Consider the following 17,892-nt stretch of genomic DNA (forward strand, 5'->3'; position numbering starts at 1 on the left):
CGGCGCAGGCGGAGGACCTCGGCGGAGAGCTGGGCGTAGGAGTCCCGGACGTGGCCGTTGAAGACGCGCTGGCGGGCGAGCGTCTCGTTGATGAGCACCTGGCACGTGGTGCGGAAGGCCCACTTGGCCACCACGACGAGCTGGCCCACCCCGCCCCGGTGCGTGTGGAGCGGCATCGGCCGGGTCGGGTCCGTGTGCTCCTCGAGCGCCTGGAGGTTGAAGGACAGCGGATCCACCCGGGGCTCGACGCCTTCCTCGGGCACTTCGGCGGCCTCGGAGGTGGGGAGGCCGCGCACGCGCAGGCGCTCCTCGATGCGGGAGATCAGCTCACGCGCGGGGATGTCTCGGCCCAATAGCTTCATCGGCGCTTCTCCTCGAGGATGCGATCCATCTCTTCCTGATAGGCGGCTACGACTTTGGGCCACGAGTACCGCTTCGCGTAGGCGAGGCCCTTCTTGCCCAGGGCGTTGCGCTCGTTGCCCACCTCTCGCAGGCCGGTGATGAACGAGTCGAGATCCTTGTACGCCCGGCCCGCGCCGCTGCGCTCCACCTGACCCACCAGCACGTCCGAGTGTCCATTGACGAGCACTGGCGTGGACTGGGCGAAGGCCTCCAGCGTGAGCAGCGACAGGCTCTCGAAGCGCGAGGGCACCACCACAGCGAGCGCGCCCGCCAGGGCGTCGTGCTTGTCCTGCTCGTCGATGCGGCCCACGTAGCGCACGCCCTGGCCGGTGACGTCCATGTGAGCCTCGCCCGCGAGCACGAGGTCCGGCGCATCCGCGTACCGGGCTCGGAGCGCGCGGTGGTGGGAGAGCAGCTCGGGGATGCCCTTTCCGGCCTCCAGGCGGCCCACGTAGAGCAGGTAGGAGCGGTGGATGCCGTGCCTCTCGCGGAAGCGCTTCGGAGTTGCGGCCGGGCGATCCACGCCCACGCCCACCACGCGGGCGCGAGCGTGCTTCGGGTAGTAGCGCTGGATGAGGGAGATCTCCTCCGGGGTGTTGCACATGAGCGCGCGGGGGCGCTCGAAGACGTCCGCGTACACGCCGAAGCGGATGGGGGGCTCGTCGTGCGCGGTGGGCACGAGCAGCGAGCGGTCCGCCACCATGGGCAGGCCCCACACGGTGGGCGCGTAGAGGTAGGTGAAGAAGACGAAGCCGTCGTACTCCTCGCGCGCCGTCTCGAGGTGGGCGAGCAGCCCCGGGCACAGCGGGCCCTGCTCGGCCACCCAGTGCTCCTCGCGCAGCCGCTCGAGGCTGTGGTTGAACACGCTCTTCGACAGGGTGTTGAAGGGGCGGATGTTGCGAGTGCGCGTCACGGGGAAGCGCAGCACCGGCAGCCCGTCCACGCGATCCGGCCCCGGAGGGAAGACGTTCTCCCAGGAGAGGTGATTCTTCGCGCAGGTGGTGAGCAGGGTGAGGTTCCAGTGGGGCGCGAGGTGCTCGGCGAGCTGCTGGGCATGGCGCTCGGCGCCTCCGGTCACCTCGCCGTAGCGCTGCACCACGATGGCCACGCGCGGGCGCTGGGGCTTGCGTACGGTCCGGCGCGGCTTGGAGCGGGAGGGGGCCTCTTCTCCGAGCGCCTTCGCCAGCGCCCGCTGGGTGTTCTCCGCGGAGAAGTGGGCGAGGCGCCGGGCCTGGCCCGTGATCAGGCGGTGGCGCAGGTAAGGGTTGTCACTCACCTCGGCGACCAGCTCGGCGAGGAAGGCGAAGTGCTTCTGATCGAAGGCAATGCCCGCGCCACCGAGCGTCTCCGGGACGGCGGCGGCGCCGAAGGCGAGCACCGGCACCTTGGCGGCCATGGCCTCGATGAGCGGGACGCCGAAGCCCTCGTGCTCGCTCATGGAGACGAAGACCTGGGCGGAGCGGTAGGCCGCTACGAGCTCAGCGTGGTTCAGCCGCCCCAGGAAGTGGACGCCCGGCAGCTCCCGGGCGGTGCGCAGGAGGGACTTGAAGTAGCGGCTGCCGGCCTCGTAGCCGCCCACCAGCAGGAGGCGAGCCTGGGGCCGTAGGCGTAGCAGCTCCCGGTGGAGGGCGAGGAGATCCTCGAAGCGCTTGTGGGGCGCCACCCGGCTCACGCTCAGCACGGTGGGGCGGGCACCCTGCAGACGCTGGTGCATGGCCGGATCCGCGTAGGCTCGCGAGAAGCGCTCGGGCTCGATGAAGAGGGGGACGGTGTGGACGTTGCGGTAGCCGGCGGCGCGCAGCTCGGCGGAGTTGAAGTCCGAGACGCCGAGGGCCACCTCCACGAAGGGCGCCATCGCGGCGAGCTGGGCCCGTCCGGAGACGAGCGCCTCGGCCAGGGGAGTGCCGGTGTAGAAGCGCGCGGGGCTGATGTTGTGGAAGACGAGCCCTCGGCGGCAGGGCAGGTGCATCAGGTGGCTGCTCAGCGGCGAGGCGATGCCATGGTGGTAGAGGACGAGATCCTCTGGAGCGGGGCGCAGCGCGGAGACGGGGTGCGCGAGGGACTCGAGGCCGGAGCCCACTTCGCCCGCGTAGAGCTCGCCGAAGTGGCCCATGCGGCGCAGGAGCAACTGCAGGTGCAGCGCGGCCTGTCCGGAGGCATCACCCGCGACGAAGCTGGGAATCAACTGATGGACCGCCATGGGGCGCCTTGCCTATCACAGCCCGTGGTATGAGGCGCCCCGTGTCCATCGGCCCCATCGCTTTCGACGCGAGCCTCTGGGACGAGCCAACGACGGGGATCGGCCTCTACACCCGGTGTCTGGCCTCGGCCCTGGAAGGGGAGGGCGTCCAACTGGAGCGCTTCGGCGCGCGAGTCTCGGGAGAGCACCCGCGAGGGCGGATGGGGCGCACGGGCTACACGTTGGCCCGCCTGCCGAGGGACTTGAGGGGCTCCCAGGCACGGCTCTTCCACGCGCTCGGCAACTTCAACCTCCCGCTCACGCGAGCGCCGGGCAAGGCGTACGTCGTCACGGTGCACGATCTGATCCCATTGACGATGCGGGAGACGGTGTCCACGGCGTTCCGGTGGCAGTTCCGCCTGTGGCTGGCACGGAGCCTGATGGTCGCGGATCGGGTGATCTGCGTGAGTCGGCACACGCGCGACGAGCTGCTGGCGCGCTTCCCGGAGGCGGCCGGGCGCACGGAGGTGGTGCACAACGGCGTGGACCACGTGGATGCCGAGCGCCTGGACGTCACGGGCGAGGCGTTCGTGCGAGCCCTGGCGCTGCCCAAGGACTTCGTGCTGTACGCGGGCTCGCTGGACGTGCGCAAGAACGTGGGGCTGGTGCTGGACGCCCTGGAGCGGTTGCGGGCCCGGGGGCGGACGGCATCGCTCGTGCTGGCGGGACAGAGCTGGTTCGGCTCCGGAGCGGTGGAGATGCGTGTGGGGCGGATGCGCGCCGAGGGCTTCGACATCCGTCCGCTGGGTTACCAGTCCGCGCCGGTGTTCTACGAGCTGATGCGGCGCGCGGCCCTCTTCGTCTTTCCGTCGCGAGGCGAGGGGTTTGGGCTGCCCCCGTTGGAGGCCATGCGGCTGGGGACCGCCACCATCGTCTCGAACGTGGGCTCACTGCCCGAGGTGTGCGGAGCCGCGGCTCCCGCGGTGGGCCCAGACGACGCGGAGGGATTGGCGGAGACCATCGACCGGCTGCTGCGCTCTCCGGAGGAGCGGCGGAGCTGGGCGGAGAAGGGCCGACGCCGTGCTGCGGACTTCACCTGGAAGCGCGCCGCGGAGCAGACACTTGCGGTGTATGAGGCTGCACATCAGGAGTGATGCCCGAAGGAGAGCACCACTGTTCGTAGGGCTGCCTCTTCAGTGCGAGTGAGCGCGAGCGATTCGTTGGGCGGTGCGGAAGAGCTGAGAGCAGGAGAAGTCCAGAGGCGCATCGGGCCCCTGAAGGGAATGGCGGGCGCGGAGGAAGGGCAGCCAGGCCTTGTCGCCCACCACCACCGCAGCTTCCTCCAGCTTCTTGCGCGGCAGCCAGCGCCCTCCGAGGACTTCCACCAAGTAGCGGCCGAGGAAGGCTCCCAAGGCGGCGACAAGCGTTTCCCGTTGCTCAGGGGAGAGGTTCTTAAGCGGATCGGTGCTCAAGCAGAGATCGGTGAAGCTGTGGCCCAGGCCGAAGGTGAGGGGGAGGCGGGAGGCGAGAGCGCGCACGAAGGAGACGAGGTGCTCGGCGCGCCGCTCACCCTGTTCCGGCTCGCGGAGGAACGCGAAGGGGCTCAGCATGATCTCCACAGAGGAGATGGGCTGGGTGTCATGCTCCCAGCCATGAAGCGAGACAATGACTTCGAGAGCGCTGGGTCCTCTCTTCCTACCTTCTGGGAGTGCATGCCGTGGACGGGGTGCTCTCGGCCGCCCCTCCACTTCAGAGGATCCGGAGTCGCCCCAAGTGTCTCCTGAGGCGAAAGCCGCCCGCCCGGGCCCGGCGCTCTGACTTGCGCCAACTCTTGGCACGGCGGATCGCTTGCGCCCCCCCTCCCACGTGGCTAGGTAGGTGCGCACCCCAGGAGGCCGTCATGCGCATCCCTACCGCTCTCGCCGTGCTCGTGGTCCTGGCTGGACTGCCCGTCGCAGCTCAGCCGGTCAACGTCGGGCCCGTGGCCGAGACCCAGCCGGTCGTCCGCGGTGGCAATGCTGCCCAGGATGTCGCCCTCTGGACCAACTCGGGCACTCCAGGCCAGAGCCTCGTCATCGTCGCGGACTCCGCGGTGGGCCTCATCACCTTCCGGCTCGATGGCAGCGAGTGGCAGGCGCTCCTGTCCGACGGCGTGGCCTACGGCGTGGACGTGCATGACGGCTTCTCCCTGCCCGGAGGCACCGCACCCCTCGTGGTGGTGGCCAATGGCACCCTCCAGGCGCTCACCGCGTACGTGGTGGATCCGATCTCACTGCAGCTGCGCCGGGTGGATACGGGCACGCTGATCGTGCCGAGCTTCGCCCCCCGCACGGTGACGCTGTACCGCAGCGCCGCCACCGGCACCTTCTATGCCTTTATCTCCAACACCTCCGGCACCATGCAGCAGCTCGAGCTGCGCCCCAGCGGGGATGGCGGCGTGGACGCGGTGCCCGTGCGCAGCTTCGACGTGGGCGGCGCCATCGCGGGCGCCGTGGCGGATGATCAGCAGGGCTTCCTCTTCGTCGCCCAGCAGAACCAGGGCATCTGGCGCTACTCCGCCGAACCGGATGCGGGCACCGCGCGCACTGGCGTCGCCACGGCCACCTCCCCGCTCACGGCGCCGCTCGGGGGGCTGGGGCTCTATGCGCTCCCCAACGCGAAGGGCTATCTCCTCGCCGCGAGCGCCGGCGGGGACCAGGTCCTCGTCTACGATCGCCAGCCACCCCACGCCAACGTGGGCTTCTTCGCGGTCGTCCGGGATGGCGGCATCGACGAGGTGACCGGCCCGACCACCGTGGAGGCCACCGCCCTGCCGCTGGGGCCGAACTTCCCCGCCGGGCTCGTGGCCGTCCACGACGCGATCAACGAGCCCATGCAGAACGACAAGCTCGTGTCCTGGGCGAACCTGGCCAACGCCTTCACTCCCTCGCTCCAGACGAGCCAGCTGGACGGTGGCACCGATGGCGGAACCACCGATGGAGGCAGGGACGGCGGCACGGACGGCGGCACCGGTACGGGCACCCTGCCGGGCTCGGGGCAGACCTTCCCTCCCTCGGACACGGGCGGCAGCTGCGGGTGTGCCACGGCCTCGGTGCCTGGCACCCTCCTCTTCGTGGTCGTGGGCCTCGCGCTGCGCAGCCGCCGGCGGCAGGCGTGATGGCGGTTGCCAGCGGGCAGGCTCCGCGCTGAAGTGCCCGCCCCCATGCTTCGACTCCGTCTCCTCTTCGTGACGGTGGCCCTCGCGGCCGCCTCCTGCCGTAGCGCTCCCCAGCCCGCCGAGCCCTCGACGGCCGCGCCGACTCCGGCCGCCGCCGCCGCTCCCTCGGGGCCCATCCGGCTCACCATCGTGGGCACCAATGATCTGCATGGCTGGATTGCTCCCATGCGCACCCCGCTCAAGGCGGGAGGGGAGGTCCAGGAGGGAGGCGTCGCCACCCTGGCGGGCTATGTCACCCGGCTGCGCGCGGACAATCCGGGCGGCGTGCTGTGGCTCGATGGCGGCGATCTCTTCCAGGGCACGCTCGCGTCCAACCTCACCGAGGGCTCCATCGTCATTGACGCGTACAACCGCCTCGGGGTCACCGCCGCGGCGGTCGGCAACCACGAGTTCGACTATGGCCCCGTGGGACCTTCCCCCGTCCCCGCCAAGCCCGGAGATGATCCGCTGGGCGCGCTCAAGGCCCGCATCCAGCAGGCGCGCTTCCCCTTTCTCTCCGCCAACATCCGCGAGGCCGATACCGGCAAGCACCCGGCGTGGCTCGGCAATGACGGCACGTTCCTGGTCACCGTCCAGGGCGTGAAGGTGGGCATCGTGGGGCTGTCCACGCCGTCCACTCCGACGACCACCAACCCCACCAACGTCACCTCCCTGCGCTTCGAGCCCCTGGCCCCCGCCGCCGTGGAGGCCGCTCGGAGCCTGCGCGAGCGGGGCGCGGAGCTCGTCCTCGGCGTGATGCACGCGGGCGGCAAGTGTCCGCGGCTGGAGAACCCGAGGGATCTCTCCAGCTGTGACATGAAGGATGGGGAGATCTACTCGGCCATGGATGCGCTGCCTCCGGGCACCCTGGACGCGGTGATCGCCGGGCACACCCACCAGGTCATGGGGCACTTCCTCCACGACGTGCCCGTCATCGAGACGTATGGACTGGGCCGGTCCTTCGGCTACCTCGAGCTCTTCGTCGATCCGAAGACCCACAAGGTGCTGCCGGAGCGCACGCAGATCCACGCGGGCATCCCCCTCTGCGCCCAGGTGGACGCGGCGAGCGGCTCGTGCGATGGGCGCAAGCTCAAGGACAAGGCGGACGTGAAGCTCGGGCCCGCCACCTTCCTCGGCGCGCCGGTGGTGCCGGATGCCTCCATCGAGGCGCTCATCGCCCCGGCGCTCGCACGCGTGGAGCAGGAGCAGCACCGCGAGCTCGGCGTCGATGTCCCGGTGGCGCTCAAGCGTGACTACCAGGGCGAGAGCGTGCTCGGGGACGTGCTCGCGGACGCGCTGCGGGAGGCGGCTCACGCGGACGTGGCGCTGGTGAACCCGGGAGGTCTGCGCGCGGACATCGACGCCGGCCCGCTCACCTTCGGGGATGTCTACGAGGTGCTCCCCTTCGACAACACCCTGTCCATCGTCACCCTGTCGGGGGACGAGCTGAAGCGCCTGCTCCAGGTCGCCTACGGCGGCAGGAAGGGCCTGTTTCAGATCTCCGGCCTGAAGGTGACGGTGGCCCGCTGCCAGGGACCGGAGCGCTTCCAGGGCGCCACGTTCACCGACGGCAAGCCCCTGGAGCCGGCGAAGCTCTACCGCGTCGCCATGCCCGACTTCCTCGCTCGGGGTGGAGATGGGCTGGCCCCTGGCCTCGATAAACTCCCCCCCGGGCGGATTGATCTCGGTCAGACGCGGCCCGGGACGCTCCGGGATGAGCTGATCACCTACTGGCAGAGCCGCAAGGCGCCGCTCACCGCGCCCCCCCTGGGGCGTATCTCCTACGTGGGCAGCGCCGCGGAGTGCCCACCGTCCCAGGAGCCGTAGCGGATCCGAACTCCCTGCCGGGTAGGGCGAGGGAGCGAGCGGGGGTGGGAGTTGCCCCGCAACTCGGCGAGATTTCAGTGGAATCGTCCCCCGGGCCGATTTTTCGGCCTGGGAGCAGTTTCCAAAACCTGATTTCCTCCTTACTCTAGGGCATGCCGTGCTCGGTCGGAGGGTTCTGTCCGAGCCTGGGAGACCAGGGCACGTGCCGGTAGTTCGGGAGGGATGACATGCTTTACAAGGTGACCCCGATGATGGCGCCTCCGGCGCCTGAGAAGGCCAAGCCGCGCGAGCCGGGTCAGCCGCGCAAGAAGCGCAAGTCGGCGGTCTATGACGCGGAGGGGCACGAGGTGCTCATCTCGCTGATGTGCCTGAAGTGCCGCACGCTCAAGCCGCTGGCGCAGTTCGGCCTGCGGAAGATGGCGGATGGCGCGATCCGGAACCAGCCGTGGTGCCGCACGTGCCGCTCGGGCGCCGGGACGAAGAAGCCCAAGGGCAAGGCGGGCGAGGCGGAGGCCGTGGTCGAGACCGCCCCCGAGGCTGCCGAGGCCCCTGAGGTGACCGCGACCGCCGCCGAGGACGCCTCGGTCGCGCTCCAGGCCATGGCCGCCGAGGCCGAGCTCCCGGAGTCCGCGATCGCCGGCGTCGCGCTGGCGGACTCGCAGCTGGAGGAGGCTGGGGGCGAGGAAGAGCCCGCGGCCGAGCCCGCTCCGGCCCCGTCCGAGGGCTGAGCGCCCACGAGCCCTGATCCCCTCTGAGGTGGAAGCTCGCTTCCACTTGCGGGAGGGATCTGCCCGCGCGCGAGGCACCCAGGCGGAGCCGATCCGCCGGGGTGGCTACATCGACAGCCGGAGGCCCGCGGGCAGCGTGTCGCCCAGGGCGCGCGACTCGTCGGCGGCCTCCAGCGCGAGCACCTCGTTCACCATCCGCACCCAGGTCTCGGCCGCGTTCGCCGCGGTGAGCGCCTGGGCGGTCCGGGCCCGGAGCGCTGGATCGATGTCTCGCGTCCTGTCTCCGGTGAGCCGCGCCAGCTGCGCCGCCGCGAACGGGGCGCCGTCGATGCGCCGAAGGTCCAGCTCCAGCAGCAGCGTGAGCCAGGCCTCGGCCGTGGGCACGTCCACCACCTTGTGGCTGCTGCCATAGAGGGGTACTCGCGCGCCTAGTCGCCCGAGCGACCATGCCCAGGGGCCCCCGGACTTCGCCTCGGCGCGCAGCCGCGAGGCCACCCAGCCGCCCAGCTGCGCCTTGTGCTCGGCGGGCAGGTGCTCCAGCGAGGCGGCCGCGCGCACCATCTCGTCCAGGCCCTCGGGCACGATGCCCTTGAGCTTGCCCCCGGGCGGCGCGTCCGGCGGCACTTTGCGCGCCAGGTGCGGCTCCAGGTACGTCCAGAGCTTGGCCTGCTGGGCCTCGGTGAGCCCGCCGGAGATGCGCCGCCACATGACCCAGAACTCGATCCACACCGCCTTGTCCGTGTGGAACTGCACGAGCTGCTCGAAGAGCCCGAAGGTCTGCTCGGCGCGCCAGTGATCCAGCGGATAGCCGAAGCCGGGGCGCAGCGTGTAGCCCGCGAGGCTGTAGAAGACGCGCTCGTGGTCCGCCGAGCGGCGGCGCTTGCTGGCCCCCGCGAACAGGGAGCTCCACAGCTCGCGCAGCACGGGCACGCGCCACGTCTCGCGCGGGCCGAGCACCTTCTCCAGCGTCTTCGACAGCTGCTTCACGTCCTTGGGGCCGATGGGCAGCGGCTTGTTGCCGTAGACGCGCTCCACGTTCTCCTTGGCCTCGGCGAAGCGCGCGGGCATGGACTCGGTGACGGTGAGGTCCTGGCCCGAGCCCGAGCCGCGCAGCTCGAACTCGAGCCGCCAGCGCTCATCCGCCACGTTGGAGACACAGAACAGCTCCAGCGTGCCGATCTCCGTCAGCGCCGCTCGCAGGTGGACGGGCACCTCCGCCGTCTTCCCCGAGGCCCCCTTGAGCAGCGTGTGGATGGGCGGCAGCGGCTTGAGATCCTCGGCCAGCGGGACGATGTCTCCCGGCTTGTCGATGCGGTCGCTCGTCGTCGAGTAGAGGGTGAACTGCACGGGCCGCCCGAGCGTGAGCGTGAAGGGGCGCTCGCCCAGGTCCACCGCCTGGCCCTCCTCGAAGCCGCGGGGGATGAGGCAGAGCACGGGCTGCTCGCCGCTGTCTGCTGGGCGCTCCAGGCCCACGTAGTAGGCGCGCGCCGCGCCGCCGCCGATGCGCAGTCCGTGGCCGCGCCGCACCAGCCCGTAGTACGCCGCCCCGCGCGCCACCGCCTTCTCCAGCGAGTCATGGCGCAGCAGGGGGATGCGCGGCGCGTTCGGCCACCACGCGGAGATGGCGTCCACCAGCCGCTCGGAGATGCGGGGCGAGTTGAAGACGCCGCCGTTGAGGAGGATGGCGTCGGGGCGGGGCAGGGCGCCCTCGGAGGCAGGAGCCTCGCCGAGCGCCGCGAAGCCTCCCGCCGCGTGCTGGGCGAGGAAGGCGGCCAGGTGGCGCGTCACCGCCGCGTCCTGAGCGTAGGGCAGCCCCAGCTCCTGCAGGGCCATGCGAGCCGCGCGCCGGGGCCTGTCGGCCGAGCTGGACAGGGGGAAGAAGCCATCGAGCACGAGCCCCTCGGCCTCCGCCCGAGTCAACTCCGTGGACAGCGCGCCGCCGAGCAGCCGGCTGCCCTCGGCCACCAGCGAGATGCCGTAGCGCTCCGGCGGGTTCGGGCCGAGCAGCGCCTCCTTCGCGGTGCGCGCGGACTGGATGGCCTGGGTCCACTGGGTGGCGGACAGGCGCCGGCCATCGGAGAGGAGCTTCTCCTCCACGCGGCGGGCGAGCGCGGCGTCCATGTTGTCGCCGCCGAGCATCAGGTGCTCGCCCACGGCGAGCCGCCGCAGCATGGGGCCCTCGGGGGAGACACCCGCGTGCACGAGCGTGAAGTCCGTGGTGCCACCGCCCACGTCCACCACGAGCACCAGGCGCACGTGGGCGAGCACCTTCGCCAGATCCGTGCGGTGGCGAGCGGTGTAGTCGTAGAAGGCCGCCTGCGGCTCCTCGACCAGGGTGAACTTCTCCAGGCCCGCCTTGCGCGCGGCGCTCACGGTGAGGGCGCGCGCCGCCTCGTCGAAGGAGGCGGGGACGGTGATGACGACCTCCTGCTGGGCCAGCGGGGCCTCCGGGTGCGCGAAGTCCCACGCCTTGGCCATGTGCGAGAGCAGCAGGGCGCTGGCCTCCACCGGCGAGAGCTTGGCCACCTCCACGGGAGCGCCCCACGGAAGAATGGGAGCGGAGCGATCCACGCCCGGGTGGCACAGCCAGCTCTTCGCGGAGGCGACGAGCCGGCCGGGCACTCGAGCGCCCTGCCAGCGAGCGAACTCGCCCACCACGTTGGGGCCGGCCTCGCCCCACGGGAGCTTCAGTGACTCCCCGGCCAGCTCGTGGCCCGCGGGGACGTAGATACACGAGGGCAGCAGCGGGCGCGGCGCCACTTCTCCCTGCCGGACGAGCTGGGGAATGGGAAAATCCTCGATGGGGGCGCCCGCCCCGCGTGCCGGGTCCACGGACGCGACCGCGCAGTGGGTGGTGCCCAGATCGATGCCGATGATGCGCATATGCCTCCCGTGCCGCTTCTTACAGTAATGCGCTGGCGCCGAGTGGCTGCACAGGGGGGGTGACCGCGCAGCTCGCGAGCCGGGGGCGCCGTCCAGTCCGGGACGCTTCCGTCAGCTCGACGCTGGCGCCCAGGAGCGGGAGCAAGCCAGAATAGGTAGAATTCCAGGAAACCAGGGGCTGACCCTTCTCCTGGCGAGTGGCCTTCCTTCTTCGCGCGCGCGTCATGCCGTCCTCCTCGCCTCTTCGCACCGTGGCCCTCCTGCTCGCCTTGCTGGCCGCGCCGCTCGCCAGCGCGGGCAAGGAGGACCTGCCTCCCGAGGCGGAGGTGATGGACATGCTGCGCAAGATCGAATCCGCGCGCATTCGTGGCTCGCTGAGCCCTCTGCGGATGCAGCTCGAGGAGCAGGCGCTGGAGCACCCCTCGGACGAGATGCTCTCTGTGTACAAGGCGTGGCTCGCGTTCCCGGCGGACACGTGCTGGAACGAGCTCAAGGGCCTCTCGTCGCAGCACCCGGACAACCCGTGGCCCCTGGTGGGGATGGCGCTCATCTACGTGCGCTGGAAGATGCCCGAGGAGGCGCGAGGGACGATCGCCCCGCTGCTCCAGCAGGATCCGCACTTCGCGCCCGCGCTCTGGGCCGAGGCGCTCCGGCTCCAGGCGAAGGGGCAGCTGACCGAGGCCGAGGCTCGCTTGCGCCAGGCGCTCAGCTCGCGCGAGGAGCCCTGGATCCGCGCGGAGCTGGGGTTGCTGCTCGCGAGACAGCAGGGGCGGGAGGCGGAGGCCCGCAAGGAGCTGGCGCGTGCGGTGGAGGGGTGGCCGGATCAGCCCGAGGCCCTGCAGGTGCTGTCCCGGCTGGCGCGCGAGGCGCATGATCAACGCACGGCCGCCGAGGCGGGGGAGAAGCTCGTCGCGCTCAAGCCCTACGACAAGGAAGCGCAGCGGCTCCAGGCGAACCTCTGGCTGGAGGTCGGAGAGAAGCAGAAGGCCGTCCAGTCCTGGGAGCGGTATGTCGCCCTGGGCGGGGCTGATCCCGCGGAGCTCGCCAGGCTGGCGCCGCTCTACGCGGAGCTGGGAAACGCGGCGGCGGAAGAGAAGGTGCTCACGAAGCTCGCCGCCGTGCAGACCACCGATCCGGCGCCGTTGCTGCGCTTGGCCGAGCTGGCGGAGGCTCGCGCGGATGCCGCCGCCGAGGAGTCCCTGCTGGTGCAGGCCGCGACGCGGGCGCCCCGGCGCGCGGACCTCCTGGTGCGCCGGGCGAGGCTGCTCGTGAAGCAGGAGCGGCTACGCGAGGCGCTGGAGCTCTACCGGGCCGCGCTCGCGGCTCCCGAGAGTCCGGTGCCGGAGGCCGCCGCGGAGGCCGAGGCGCTTGCGCAGCGCTTCCACCTGCCGGCCACTCCCGCGAAGGGAGCGGAGGACAAGATCTACAGCCGGGTGTCGCTGGGGCTGGTGGCCGTCTACATGGAGCGGCTGAAGGAGAAGCCGGAGCTCTCGGGCGTGCTCAAGGTCCGCGTCCAGGTGGACGAGGAAGGGCACGCCACCCAGGTGACGATCGTCCAGGACTCGCTCAAGGACGAGCTGGTCGCGGGCCATGCGTACTTCGCATTCAAGGACGCGCAGTACCTGCCCGCGCGCGCCGAGCCGGTCTTCACCTACGTCTTCCGCCCGCCGAGGTGAGGCCCATGGGCCGCTCCAAGGCGCGCTTGATCGCCTCGGAGACACAGGCCACGCCATTGAGATTGCTGGGCTTCTGGCCTGTCTTCCCCGGTCTCCCAGGGCGCACGAGAAGCCCGTGACAGGCACTGAACCGGGACAAGCTCACGGCTCGAGTGACCCACTGAGTGGTTCCTTTAGTCCGGTCTCAGACAGTCGAGACGACACACGTGCACTGAGGGACTGGGGACGTCCCCCTGCGTGAGTAGGGCGGTGCGACATGGGGCCTTCCGGTTGCAGAGCGGTGCGCGGTATCCTCCCAGGTCGGGTGAGCCGTAGGGGGGCCACGCCTCGGGCAATGGAGGAGCCGTGACCATGAGCCGGTTGCCGCAGCAGACGTTCCTCGACTTGACGTGCGGGCTGGTCGGATCACAGAGCCTCGCGCAGTTACAGGAGCGCACGGAGTTACTTCTGGCGAAGCTCTTTCGAGCGGACCATGTGGCGTTCTGCCGAATGCATCCGGAACTGCCCACGGGGTTCGATTGGAAGGCGAGCACGACGGAGCATTTCCTCCAGAGCTATTACCAGTGGTACCAGGACGACTTCGTTTTCCGTTGGCTCTCGCAACATCCCAACATCGCTTCGAGCGACACGGAAATGCTTCGGGGTCGGAAGCTTGAGGAGACGGAGACGTATCGACGCAGCCGGGAGTCGCACTTGGGCTTGCGGCATGTCCTCGCGGTCTTGCTGGCTCCCGAGCACCAAGTGGGTAGTGGTGCGGTCGCGCTGTACAGTGAGCGAGCTAGACCTTTCTCCGCGGAGAGTCGGCGCTTGTTGCAAGGACTCACCCCCGCCCTATCGGGGGCGTTCCAGAACTTCGCACGATTCGGTGCGCTGTCCTCTCACAACCAACTCCTGGAGGAACTGCTTCGCCAGCAGGGAACCAATGCCATCGTGTTGGATGCCCAGCGGCGGGATTTCTTCCGGACGGAAACCGTCACAGCGTTGCTGGAGAAATGGTTCCCCTCGCGATCTGACCGGGACGAGTGGGGAATCCCTCGGACCTGGAGAGATCGGATGGACGCGTTCATGGCGGGGAGCGTCCTTCTCAATCCCACCACGCACTCGTGGAGGGAGAAGCGGGAGATGAGTACCTTAGAGGTATGCTTCACCCGGCTGCCTCGCATCGATGGCCGCGACCTATGGGAGTTACGGCTGGAGGAGGTCCATGTGATCCCCGAAAAGTGGCGGGAGATACTGACGTCCAGACAGTTCGAGGCGGCAGCCCTCGTTGTTCAGGGCCTGGCGGACAAAGAGATCGCCGCCAAGCTCGGTATCGCCGAGGACACGGCAAAGGAGCACGTCCAGTCGGCCTACAAGAATTTGCATGTGTCTGGCCGGGCCGGACTCATCGCCCTGGCCCTGCGTCGCTGAGACACTTCCTCAAGCGGTGTGCGCTGTGTTCTCTCGTGCCCCCTACGTGAAGAGGCCCAGGTAGAGGACACGGGTGGTGCGTGCGGACAGCAGCAGCGCGGTCTGTTCCTCCCGGTCTATCAGGGGACTCAGCAGCGACGTCAGCTCCTCCACGTGCCTCTCATCCTCGGTGCCGTGCGCCTTTAGGAAGGTGACGGCCTTACGGATGTTGGGAATGGTGTTGGCCGCGAGCATCCGCTCCACCGACTGGCTGGCGCGGTGCACGGACAGGTACTCCAGCACATAGGCCGTGCCGAGGAACGCCTCGGGCCGGCCGCAGCGCGAGGTGAAGCGGTTCCAGGCGACATAGGCAGTGACTGCGGGGGTGGGCATCTGCCGCTCGACGCGGTCGGCCGACCAGCCCAGGTTCTTCAGGTCCGCCAACAGCCAGCGCTCATGCCCGCGCTCCTCGTTGGACTTCTGCAGGAGCAGGTTCCCCAACTGGGGGTGTAGGCCCAGGCGCTTCATGCGCCGACCCGCCTCGGCCATCAGCGGCGTGGTCCACCGCGCGTAGTGGTACGTCTGGATCAGGTAGTGGACGTAGCGGTCCTTATCGACGCTGCCGTCGAAGAGCCGCCGCGCCTCAGGGTGAGTGTCCAGTTCCTCAAGCAGCGTACGCGCCTCGTGCTCCAGTGCGGTGAGCCAATTCATCATGGAGGGTGATTCGGTGTGCGAGTTCACGGACGTCTCCTGTTCGGGTCCCGGGATGGGGACCGTGGGTGTTGATGTAAAGTGGGTGGGAAGGGTGATTCGGGCGCGAGCGGCGCGGTTCAGATGCGCGAGGTGCGGGCGGTCATCTTGTCGAAGAACTCCCGCGTGCTGGCGGGAACATCATTGAGCGCCGCGACGAGTGGCAGGGAGAAGCGGCGGAAGCGCGCGTCATAGAGGGGCTCGGCGATGAAACGAGCCCCCATCTTGCCGGAGAAAAGCGACAACACTCGGGGGAGGCACAAGCCTTCGAGCTGTCCCTGTCGAGCGCGCTCCCTCTCCTCTGGGGTGTAGATAGGCGCGGCCGGCGCATCCGGGGACTTGGGGTAGGCGAGCGTCCGCGCACGCCACCAGGTGCTCAGCAGGCCCTGGTGGGTCGCCACTTGGAAGAGGATGCGCGCGTCCTCGGCCGAGTCCGTCTCCGTATTCGCGGAGGCGATCCAGTGCGTCACTCCCCGGCGACGACTCTCCTGATGGAGCCCAGCGTACAGCCACATAAGGACCGCGGAGTGGCGCCAGCCCTTGAGGATGCAGAAGCGGGTGGTCTCGGCGAATACCATGTTCGGGCCCCCTAGGTCCGACAGGTCCACCTTGTCCTCCAGATCGATGCCCAGCCGGCCTCCGGTAGCGCGGGCCACCTCGGGGTTGGGCAGCAACAGGCGGGTGGTGGCCACGGGCACGCCATCCGCGTAGACGATGACGTGGGCGGTGGTCGCCAGGGTGTCGAAGCCATTGTTCTCCCGAGGCACGGTATAGGCCGGGCGTTCGAGCAGTTCCAACTCCGTACCGAAGACCTCCCAGCGCACGCGCAGCGCATCATCAAGCTGCTGCTGGGTGGTGGCGATGTGACAAGTCAGTGTTGTCATGAACTCCTCCTGACGGCCCGGCGTCGTGCCGTGCCTTCACGAAAATGTTCGGGGCCAGAGGCTCGAGTTCGCTGCGGTCTTCGTTTTTGTTCGGGCGGATGGGATGGAGTAGGTTGCGTTTGTCAACCCCCCCAAGGGGGTAGAGGCGTCGATCTCCCGAATGCTCCACCCTTGAACTTCACGCGCGAGGTGCCTGTCGAACTCCACGGCGCTGCATCGAAGAACTGGGTGAGACGCATGGAGTGCATGAGCGACCGAGTCCTGGCGAGGAGAGGGGATGCGCAATCCATCACTGGAAGAGGAAATGGTCTTGCACCAACGGCTCCTGGATCACGATCCGTTGGCCTACTTCGACGTCTTCCCGATGTATATGGAGCGGCTCGCGAAGAAGTTGGAGGGGATTGGCTACGACGTCGATGTCGCCCGCGATGCCGCCCTTGAGGCGGTGTTGGCCTACCGTAAGTGGCCGGAGCGCTACGATCCCCAGAAGGTTCACCCGTTCACATACATCATGGGGGTGGCCAAGCATAAGGCGGTGGACCGGTGGCGCTCCGTTCAGGCGCAGGCTCGCCGAGATAAAAGACAGGGCGATGTCGAACTCTTGCTGAGGACTCCGAAGGATCCAATGGAGAGGATGGAGACCTACGTGAGGGTGAGGCAGCTCGTGGATCTGCTGGAAAAAGGGGAGATTCTGAACGAGCGGGACAAGGCCATTCTCCGGCTTTTCCTGATTGGAGAGGGCTCCACCGAGGAGGTGGCGAAGGTCTTGCGGTTGCCCCCGATGTCCAAGGAGGACCGGCAGTTGGAGGCGAAGCGGCACCGGGACCGCCTCATGAAGCTGCTGGAACGTTTCGGAAAGGAGGATTCAGATGACGACCCCTGAGTGGCTCAAGGTCGCGGCTGAACGCAGCGCGCAGGACCCCGCATCGCTTGGCTACGTCTTCGAGCAATACCGGAAGCATGAAGGCAAATCCGCCGAGGATCTTGCTGCGATGCTGGGCTGCTCCCTGAAGGTGCTCGATGAACTCTCCCTGTGTCGGCGTCCCGTGCAGGAGCGCTTCGCCGAGCACCTGCGGATGATCGAGAACCGTTTCGCAGTGGATCCCCGTCGGCTCGCGGCGGTGCTCAGGCGGGTCGAGGTGTTGGACATTCTTCCTGCGGACGAAGAGGGAGGGTCCGCCGTGCGTGATGACACCTACCTGCTGGCGGCGCGAGATCACTCCAGCGATGACGAGACGAACTCATGAGTGAAGGCTGGCTGCAAGAAGCTGTGAAGGACTGCGGCCTGCCTGCCTCCACCGTGTTTCCCAGGGATCTGGCGGAGGACATCCCCCTGGCGTTGAAGCTCACCGTGGTTCCCCTGCCGGGCCTCACTCCCCGGAAGGGGCTCGAGTGGCTAGTGTCTCACAAGCGCGCGCATGGGGGGCTCGTGGGGACGAGCGATCTCAAGCATGGGTTCACGGTGGCCCACGCAGGTGCGGGCGTGCTCTTCCTCAACAGCACGGACCGGCCGGACGAGCAGCGCTTCACGCTGGCGCATGAAGTGGCCCATTTCGTCCTCGACCATCTCCAACCCCGGCTGCGGGCTCTGCGTGCGCGGGGGAAGAGCATCCTCCCAGTGCTGAATGGTGAACAGGAGCCCACCGTCGCTGAACAGTTGTCCTCTGTGTTCGAGCGCATTCCTTACCGCACCCAAGCCAACTTCATGGACCGCAACGATAAGGGAAAGCCCCGCACGGGGCAGGTGATGGAGTTGGAGCAGCGAGCGGACCGTCTCGCCTTCGAGTTATTGGCGCCTCGGCAGGAGCTTCTTCCTCTGGTCAAACACGCTGGGCGGAAGGAACTGGAGGCCGAGCTCATGTCCCGTTTCGGGCTGCCGGCGAGAGAGGCGCGAACCTATGCGTGGTGGCTGCTCTTGGAGCGGCCTTCCCGGCGTCCCTTCTTGACGTGCGTACAGAATGATGAGGAGCGTGACTGA

Annotated in this window: 15 protein-coding genes; 9 read left to right on the forward strand and 6 right to left on the reverse strand. The window is 69.0% G+C overall.

Annotation, left to right across the window (positions count from 1 at the left end):
• Together ACJ8AT_RS05235 and ACJ8AT_RS05240 are read right to left on the reverse strand one after the other, a co-directional pair.
• On the reverse strand, positions 1–362 hold a 362-nt coding region (locus tag ACJ8AT_RS05235; protein WP_407736468.1), incomplete at its 3' end, for a hypothetical protein.
• Positions 359–2,602, reverse strand: a complete 2,244-nt coding sequence (locus ACJ8AT_RS05240) for a glycosyltransferase (RefSeq protein ID WP_407736469.1) — start codon at positions 2,600–2,602, stop codon at positions 359–361. The genes ACJ8AT_RS05240 and ACJ8AT_RS05235, both read right to left, overlap by 4 nt.
• Positions 2,603–2,643: 41 nt before the next feature.
• On the opposite strand from ACJ8AT_RS05240, the gene ACJ8AT_RS05245 reads away from it, so the two are divergent.
• Positions 2,644–3,735 (forward strand): glycosyltransferase family 4 protein, encoded by a 1,092-nt coding sequence (locus ACJ8AT_RS05245; RefSeq protein WP_407736470.1) that lies wholly within the window; start codon positions 2,644–2,646, stop codon positions 3,733–3,735.
• Between the two features lie 39 nt (positions 3,736–3,774).
• Here the strand turns inward: ACJ8AT_RS05245 and ACJ8AT_RS05250 are convergent, their stop codons facing one another.
• Positions 3,775–4,191, reverse strand: coding sequence for a hypothetical protein (locus ACJ8AT_RS05250; protein ID WP_407736471.1), 417 nt, complete (start codon positions 4,189–4,191; stop codon positions 3,775–3,777).
• A 290-nt stretch (positions 4,192–4,481) separates the two neighbouring features.
• On the opposite strand from ACJ8AT_RS05250, the gene ACJ8AT_RS05255 reads away from it, so the two are divergent.
• The 3 genes from ACJ8AT_RS05255 (at position 4,482) to ACJ8AT_RS05265 (ending at position 8,332) form a co-directional block, all read left to right on the forward strand.
• Positions 4,482–5,738 carry a myxosortase-dependent phytase-like phosphatase gene (locus ACJ8AT_RS05255; RefSeq protein WP_407736473.1) on the forward strand — a complete coding sequence of 419 codons (1,257 nt, stop codon included), beginning with the start codon at positions 4,482–4,484 and terminating at the stop codon, positions 5,736–5,738.
• A 45-nt stretch (positions 5,739–5,783) separates the two neighbouring features.
• Positions 5,784–7,604, forward strand: coding sequence for a bifunctional metallophosphatase/5'-nucleotidase (locus ACJ8AT_RS05260; protein ID WP_407736474.1), 1,821 nt, complete (start codon positions 5,784–5,786; stop codon positions 7,602–7,604).
• A 227-nt stretch (positions 7,605–7,831) separates the two neighbouring features.
• Positions 7,832–8,332, forward strand: coding sequence for a hypothetical protein (locus tag ACJ8AT_RS05265; protein WP_407736475.1), 501 nt, complete (start codon positions 7,832–7,834; stop codon positions 8,330–8,332).
• A 105-nt stretch (positions 8,333–8,437) separates the two neighbouring features.
• Here ACJ8AT_RS05265 and ACJ8AT_RS05270 read toward each other — a convergent pair whose 3' ends face one another.
• Complete coding sequence (locus ACJ8AT_RS05270; RefSeq protein ID WP_407736476.1) at positions 8,438–11,215, reverse strand: Hsp70 family protein; 2,778 nt, start codon at positions 11,213–11,215, stop codon at positions 8,438–8,440.
• Between the two features lie 251 nt (positions 11,216–11,466).
• Here ACJ8AT_RS05270 and ACJ8AT_RS05275 point away from each other — a divergent pair, with 251 nt between their 5' ends.
• Together ACJ8AT_RS05275 and ACJ8AT_RS05280 are read left to right on the forward strand one after the other, a co-directional pair.
• Positions 11,467–12,891, forward strand: a complete 1,425-nt coding sequence (locus ACJ8AT_RS05275) for a hypothetical protein (protein WP_407736478.1) — start codon at positions 11,467–11,469, stop codon at positions 12,889–12,891.
• A 351-nt stretch (positions 12,892–13,242) separates the two neighbouring features.
• On the forward strand, positions 13,243–14,301 hold the full coding sequence (locus ACJ8AT_RS05280) for a response regulator transcription factor (RefSeq protein ID WP_407736479.1): 1,059 nt from the start codon (positions 13,243–13,245) through the stop codon (positions 14,299–14,301).
• A gap of 42 nt (positions 14,302–14,343) precedes the next feature.
• Here the strand turns inward: ACJ8AT_RS05280 and ACJ8AT_RS05285 are convergent, their stop codons facing one another.
• Positions 14,344–14,994 carry an iron-containing redox enzyme family protein gene (locus ACJ8AT_RS05285; protein WP_407736481.1) on the reverse strand — a complete coding sequence of 217 codons (651 nt, stop codon included), beginning with the start codon at positions 14,992–14,994 and terminating at the stop codon, positions 14,344–14,346.
• A gap of 116 nt (positions 14,995–15,110) precedes the next feature.
• On the reverse strand, positions 15,111–15,914 hold the full coding sequence (locus ACJ8AT_RS05290; RefSeq protein WP_407736483.1) for a GNAT family N-acetyltransferase: 804 nt from the start codon (positions 15,912–15,914) through the stop codon (positions 15,111–15,113).
• Positions 15,915–16,191: 277 nt separating this feature from the next.
• Here ACJ8AT_RS05290 and ACJ8AT_RS05295 point away from each other — a divergent pair, with 277 nt between their 5' ends.
• The 3 genes from ACJ8AT_RS05295 to ACJ8AT_RS05305 are packed head-to-tail and all read left to right on the forward strand — an operon-like array spanning position 16,192 to position 17,892.
• The gene (locus ACJ8AT_RS05295; RefSeq protein ID WP_407736484.1) at positions 16,192–16,797 is read left to right on the forward strand and encodes a hypothetical protein; all 606 of its coding nucleotides are present in this window, start codon (positions 16,192–16,194) and stop codon (positions 16,795–16,797) included.
• The gene (locus ACJ8AT_RS05300; protein WP_407736486.1) at positions 16,784–17,161 is read left to right on the forward strand and encodes a hypothetical protein; all 378 of its coding nucleotides are present in this window, start codon (positions 16,784–16,786) and stop codon (positions 17,159–17,161) included. Before ACJ8AT_RS05295 ends, ACJ8AT_RS05300 begins: the two co-directional genes overlap by 14 nt.
• Positions 17,158–17,892, forward strand: a complete 735-nt coding sequence (locus ACJ8AT_RS05305; RefSeq protein WP_407736488.1) for an ImmA/IrrE family metallo-endopeptidase — start codon at positions 17,158–17,160, stop codon at positions 17,890–17,892. Before ACJ8AT_RS05300 ends, ACJ8AT_RS05305 begins: the two co-directional genes overlap by 4 nt.

This window comes from Hyalangium sp. (assembly GCF_045802625.1).
In the GTDB taxonomy this organism is placed as follows: domain Bacteria; phylum Myxococcota; class Myxococcia; order Myxococcales; family Myxococcaceae; genus Hyalangium.